This window comes from Herminiimonas fonticola (assembly GCF_040395855.1).
Lineage (GTDB): Bacteria > Pseudomonadota > Gammaproteobacteria > Burkholderiales > Burkholderiaceae_D > Oxalicibacterium > Oxalicibacterium fonticola_A.
Map to the genome: position 1 here is coordinate 1 of NZ_JBEBPO010000121.1, position 5,648 is coordinate 5,648.

Below are 5,648 nucleotides of genomic sequence, written 5' to 3' on the forward strand. Positions count from 1 at the left end.
ATCGCCATCGTCACTCCTGCTTCATCCAGGCTGTCCATCACGCCTTGCCAGCGTATCGGTTCGGCAAGCTGGCGTGACAATGCGGGCGCTGCGGCATCCTTGCCATGCAGGCGTGCGCCGGAAATTCCTGCCAGAACGGGAAATAGCGGATTGTTGATGCCGCTCGCCGTCACCGCGTGCTCAAACGGTGCGACCGCATCGCGCATCCATGGCGTATGCGAAGCGATTTCAATTGGCAGGCGAGTTACCTTGCCGCCGGCTGCGCTAACGGCTGCTTCCAGCGCGTCGGCATTGCCCAGCAATCCGCCGGTAATCACTGCATCTTCATCGACCTCAATCGCAACGAAAAAACCATGCGCGCGCAGCACGGGTTCCAGCTCTGCCATCTGAATCAGGGCTTGCGATAGCGAAACGGCCAGCATCACTTGTGGCTGTTCAGGCGTAATGCACGCCTGCAGCAGCTTGGCGCGTAACGCAGCCAGCCTGATCGTTTCCTCCGGAGCCAGCGCACCCGCCACCGACCAGGATGCCAGTTCGCCTATGCTGTAACCGGCCGTAATCACAGGCTTGGGAATAAGCCCTTTGATGGCTTCCCAGTTTGCCAATATGCTCGCGACCACCAGCGGTTGTGCAATCGGATTGGCAAACATCAGGTGCTCGTCCGACAGGATATCCGGCAGTGCATGTCCGCATAGTTCTTCCAGCGGCCATGTCTGCAGCAACTGGCTGGCACGAACATCTTCGCGCAGGAGGTCGAACATGCCCGCGTGCTGCCCTCCCTGCCCCGAACACAGGATCGCAATGCGATTAGCCATTCTGTTCCTGTCGTTTCATTCCATCCCTAGACTTGCCTGATGCACAAACCAGCTTGCGGCAAGCATATCTGCTGCGCCGCCCGGCGACAAACCTTTGCCCACGAATTGCCGGTGGCAATTCAGCGCAGTATCGTGCCAGTGAGGATGTGCTGTGCCGCCGAGCGCGATGAAATCTTGTGCAGTCTGCCTGGCCAGCACGGCGCCATCCGGCCCGCCACGATGATAAATATTGGTATCTGCCATATGCGCCATCAAGGCGAACAAGGCATCGATCTGCGCATGATATGACGAACGCCCTGCGGCGATGGTATTACGCAACTGCGGCACACCGATATCGAACACCGCCGGAAAGCCCTTTGCACCTTCTTCACGTGCACCGCTAACACCATAAAGATGTGCAACACGCATGCCGTGAGACGTGCCGGACACCGGTGGCATCGAGTGCGCCTCCAGCGCACTCCCCCACTGCGTGATGAGGATTGTGCGTAATGTACTTTCCGACAAAGGCAAGCCGTGACCGTGGCAATACCCGGCTGCGGCACAGAGCAGGCCCAGAGAAAAAATGGCACCGCGATGCGTATTAATACCACCGGTTGCTGTCAGCATGCGCTGCTCTGCCTGAATACCGAGTTTCTTCAACACAGCAAACGGTGCATCCGCTGCCCCCGCGTGCGCCGCCTGGACAAAGTAATGGCGCAGCGAAAAGAGACTGCGCATGAACAGGCCGGCATCCATGTCGGCATGGCTGCCATTGTCTATAAGAGAAACCAGGCCGGGCTTCGGATACAGCACCAGTTCTGCGTGCAGGCTTCCTATGGCGATGCCGGCCGTTGCCAGGCACGCATTGCGCAGCAGCCTGTTTGCCGAAGATGCCCGGACAGCGACACTGCCAGAAACTTCCCGGGATCGAACAGGAAATGAATAGGTCGATGGTTTCACTAAGATTGCTCCAGTTCCGCCAGCAAGTCTGTGGCCGGCACAAGACTCAGACTCGACATGCCTTTCGCCAGCACCCGCAACCGTCCCGGATTTTCCAGCGCTTGCGCCCACTCCTTCCATGCCACAGCGCGCCCGGAAGGAAAAACGATTTCTCCATCCAGCGGCAATTGTTTTGCATACAGTTGCAGAAGAGCCATGCCCTCCTGAAGCTGTGCATGCGTACACGGATAAAAAAGAATATCTATGTCGGAAGAAGTTGCCAGATAAGGCAATCCCGTTATTGCCTGCAGCGCGACGGAGCCATAGACGCGAAATTCCAGTCCCTTGCTGCTTGCCGCTGCTGCCAATGCGGAAAATGCACAACGCCATACTGACGGCAGCGCAGATTCTGCGCCCATAAGCGCCAGCGGCGCTTCGTGACGGACGATGTCCGCCGTGCCGGCTGAAAAGGGAATCCGTATCTTCGTGCCGGTACCTGGTTCAGGCGGTGGCGCCAATCCCAGATAAAGCATATCTGGCCGTGCATCGGCATCGTTGCGGCGTACGATGGCCGGCCAGCCATTTTCAGCCCATCGCATCAATTCTTTTACATGTGCAGCCGGCAGCTTTTCACATGCAGCCCGCCATCCATTTGCAGATAGCCAGACGCGGTTATGACGGTAAAACATCATGGTCGGCCAGCACGGCCTGGATAACCGGGCGCGCCATTTTGCGCCCGCCTCTTTCCAGTCCGCGTTCACTGCGGCGATCGATTGCACCTGTCTGTTGCAGCGCATTAGACAAACAGGATGCCAGATCATCGTGCCAGATCGCTTCGACGCCGCCCATGTTCAGATAATTTTCTGCACCGGGAGCAAACACCGGATTCGACTTCGCCAGTTCGCGCAGTGTTTCTTCCGGCACCTTGGTAATGCGCGCCATGGCCGGCAAACCCATCACGCGGATTTCGGCCTCCGGCAGCGCATAACAGGCATCTGCCATCAGGCCGCTCGTGATGAAACCACCGGACAGCGCCTGATCGTAGACCAGGCCAAGCACCGGATGGCCATTGCGGCGCGCACGATCGATGCATTTACCCAGATGCGCCATATAGCGATTGATGCCCAGCATTTCATCACGATGCCGCAGGCGCTGGCCTTGCGTATCGACCAGTATGATCAGCGGGCGTCCGGGAAATTCACGCATCGTTTCGAGAATGGCATTGGCCTGCGCCAGCGCAATTTCCACCCCTATGGGAGTGTGGCCGGTAGTACCTATGACGGTAACGACATGGCCGACGACTGTCGCGTTACCGCGCAGGAAAAAATCGCGCTCAACGATGTTATGCCCTTCCGGGAACAACTCCGCAGCAAGTTTCTGCCATTCCATTATCGTTCTCCCAGACGGAAGGATGAGACCTGCTGCATGAAGGCTTCGGCTTCCAGCATCGGCAATGCAGCAGGGTTCGCAATACCCAGATCGGACCAGATATCCATAGGCTCGGACAACTGGCCGAAATCTGCCAAACGCTTGCTCAGCAATGCATGTTCGGATTCAAGCGCCTGCAGCGTGAGTTCAGCCGAACTCTGCCTGCAGCGTTGCAGCGTCGCGCTGGCAGCATGGCGAAATGCATCAATATCGTCCGCCAGCACGGCGTCGCAATCGCCCAGCAGGTAGCGATGCTTGCCTCCTGTCGTGCGCCACACGAGCGCACGGTCGCGGGAATCGAATTCTTCAACGCCATGCGTGGTTTCAATCACTTCCGGGCCCGACATCGCCAGCCGCGCTTCTTCCGACATCAGGATCGCATTGGCGCAACAGGCCACGATACCCATGCCGCCAAAGCAGCCGTTGGAGCCGCCGACCAAAACAATGACCGGAATATTGGCGGCACGCGTATCGAGTACCGCGCGCATCACTTCCGATACCGCAATCAAGCCGGCATTCGCTTCGTGCAGGCGCACGCCGCCGGTTTCCAGCAACAGCAGCACGCCGTCCACGCGATCCTGGATGGCGCGCTTCAACAAACCTACAAGTTTCGCGCCATGCACCTCGCCCACCGCGCCGCCCATGAAGCCGCCTTCCTGCGATGCGGCCAGCACCTTTGCTCCCAGCAAGGTGCCGCTGCCGATCACCACACCATCGTCGAACGATACCGGCGTATCCAGTTGTGCCAGATGCGGGCTGACGATGCGCTGCGCAGGCGGCAGGAATTCCTTGAACGAACCTTCGTCGAGCAACTGATGGATACGCTGGCGTGCATTGGCTTCCAGATAACTGCTCATGCCCTTGCTCCCATCATTGATTCCACCGCCTGATCCAGACGCAGGCTGACGACGGCAGGCGTGGCGCCTACATCGTTGATTGAAATGCGGACATCGGCCAGCGACCAGCGCAGATTAAAATCCGCTATCACTGCCCGCCAGATTGCAGCGAACCCCACCGCAGCCGTTTTCACTTCCACTTCGCAGCCGCCGTTCAAGGCCGCCGTTTCGATCAGCACTTCAAGATTGCCCGAACTCACCACGCCAACCAGCTCGGCATGCGGCGTCACACGTCGGGTACCGTTTTCAAAACGAAAATTCAAGGTTTCCATATCTTTCTTCACCAGTTCCTGAAGCGTTTGGGCGGCGCATACAAACCGCCGGATGCGCGCACCAGGTCTTTCATGTTTTTCGCTGCCAGCAGGTCGCGCGTCGCCATGCGCTTGTCTATGCCCATGTCTTCGGCGCGCAGGATAATGCCGCGATCGCGCAGGTTTTCCACCATCTTCTTGTCGCGTGCCATGCCGACCGGCGTATAACCGGCGACGCCGCGTATCGCCTGTTCGCGCTCTTCCTCGGTGCGGCACAACAGCAGATTGGCGATGCCTTCCTCCGTCAGAATATGCGTCACGTCGTCGCCGTAAATCATCACCGGCGGGATCGCCAGTTTGGCCTGCTCGGCCAGTTGCCAGGCATCCAGCTGCTCGACAAACGCCGGCTGCATGTGCTCACGGAAGGTTTCCACTATTTGCACTACCAATTTTTGTCCGCGCGGGATCATGTTCTTGCCGTGACGCGCCTGCTCGCCCGCCTTCAGCCAGGCCGCACTTGGGTGACGCCGGCCGCGTGCATCCGAGCCCATGTTCGGCGCACCGCCAAAGCCGGAAATCCGTCCCAGCGTTGCTGTCGATGAGTTTCCCTGCAAATCGATCTGCAGCGTCGAACCGATAAACATGTCGCACGCATAATGGCCGGCCACCTGACTCATCGCACGGTTGCTGCGCATAGTCCCGTCGCGCCCGACAAAAAATACATCCGGGCGCGCTTCGATATAGCGCTCCATGCCCAGCTCCGAACCGAAAGAATGCACCGACTCCACAAAACCGGCTTCGATCGCAGGAATCAGTGCGGGATGAGGATTCAAGGCCCACTGCCGTCCGATTTTTCCTTTCAGACCCAGCGACTCGGCGTAGGTTGGCAGGATCAATTCGATCGCGGCGGTATCAAAACCAATGCCGTGATTGATCCGTTCCACACCGTATTCAGCGTAGATGCCTTTGATGGCCATCATCGCCATCAACACCTGCACTTCGGAAATCAATGCAGGGTCACGTGTGAACAAAGGTTCGATGTAATGCGGCGTCGGCGCCTGCACGACAAAATCCACCCAGTCTGCCGGCACATCGACACGCGGCAGCACATCGACGATTTCATTGACTTGTGCAATCACGATGCCGTTCTTGAAGGCCGTCGCTTCCACGATGGCCGGGGTATCTTCGGTGTTGGGCCCCGTGTAAAGATTTCCCTGCCGATCCGCCGCCTGTGCGGCAACCAGCGCCACACGCGGCGTCAGATCGATGAAGTAGCGTCCGAACAGTTCGAGATAGGTGTGAATCGCACCAATATTGATTTTTCCCGTCGCAACCAGCCG

7 protein-coding genes are annotated in these 5,648 nt (G+C 58.4%); all 7 read right to left on the reverse strand.

Translation table 11 applies throughout. The annotated features are described in order from the left end of the window. A partial coding sequence (locus tag ABWP27_RS11815) for an ACP S-malonyltransferase (RefSeq protein ID WP_353157027.1) occupies positions 1 to 815 on the reverse strand: 815 nt, incomplete at its 3' end. A gap of 15 nt (positions 816 to 830) precedes the next feature. After that, complete coding sequence (gene mdcB / locus ABWP27_RS11820; protein WP_353157030.1) at positions 831 to 1,754, reverse strand: triphosphoribosyl-dephospho-CoA synthase MdcB; 924 nt, start codon at positions 1,752 to 1,754, stop codon at positions 831 to 833. Then, positions 1,754 to 2,425 carry a malonate decarboxylase holo-[acyl-carrier-protein] synthase gene (gene mdcG / locus ABWP27_RS11825; RefSeq protein WP_353157032.1) on the reverse strand — a complete coding sequence of 224 codons (672 nt, stop codon included), beginning with the start codon at positions 2,423 to 2,425 and terminating at the stop codon, positions 1,754 to 1,756. The genes mdcB and mdcG overlap by 1 nt, the downstream gene beginning before the upstream one ends. After that, complete coding sequence (mdcE, locus tag ABWP27_RS11830; protein WP_353157035.1) at positions 2,406 to 3,122, reverse strand: biotin-independent malonate decarboxylase subunit gamma; 717 nt, start codon at positions 3,120 to 3,122, stop codon at positions 2,406 to 2,408. Before mdcE ends, mdcG begins: the two co-directional genes overlap by 20 nt. After that, positions 3,122 to 4,018, reverse strand: a complete 897-nt coding sequence (locus ABWP27_RS11835) for a biotin-independent malonate decarboxylase subunit beta (RefSeq protein WP_353157037.1) — start codon at positions 4,016 to 4,018, stop codon at positions 3,122 to 3,124. Before ABWP27_RS11835 ends, mdcE begins: the two co-directional genes overlap by 1 nt. Beyond that, positions 4,015 to 4,329, reverse strand: a complete 315-nt coding sequence (mdcC, locus tag ABWP27_RS11840) for a malonate decarboxylase acyl carrier protein (protein ID WP_353157040.1) — start codon at positions 4,327 to 4,329, stop codon at positions 4,015 to 4,017. The genes ABWP27_RS11835 and mdcC overlap by 4 nt, the downstream gene beginning before the upstream one ends. Before the next feature lie 8 nt (positions 4,330 to 4,337). Then, positions 4,338 to 5,648, reverse strand: a 1,311-nt coding sequence (gene mdcA / locus ABWP27_RS11845; RefSeq protein ID WP_353157043.1) for a malonate decarboxylase subunit alpha, incomplete at its 5' end; no start/stop codon positions are given.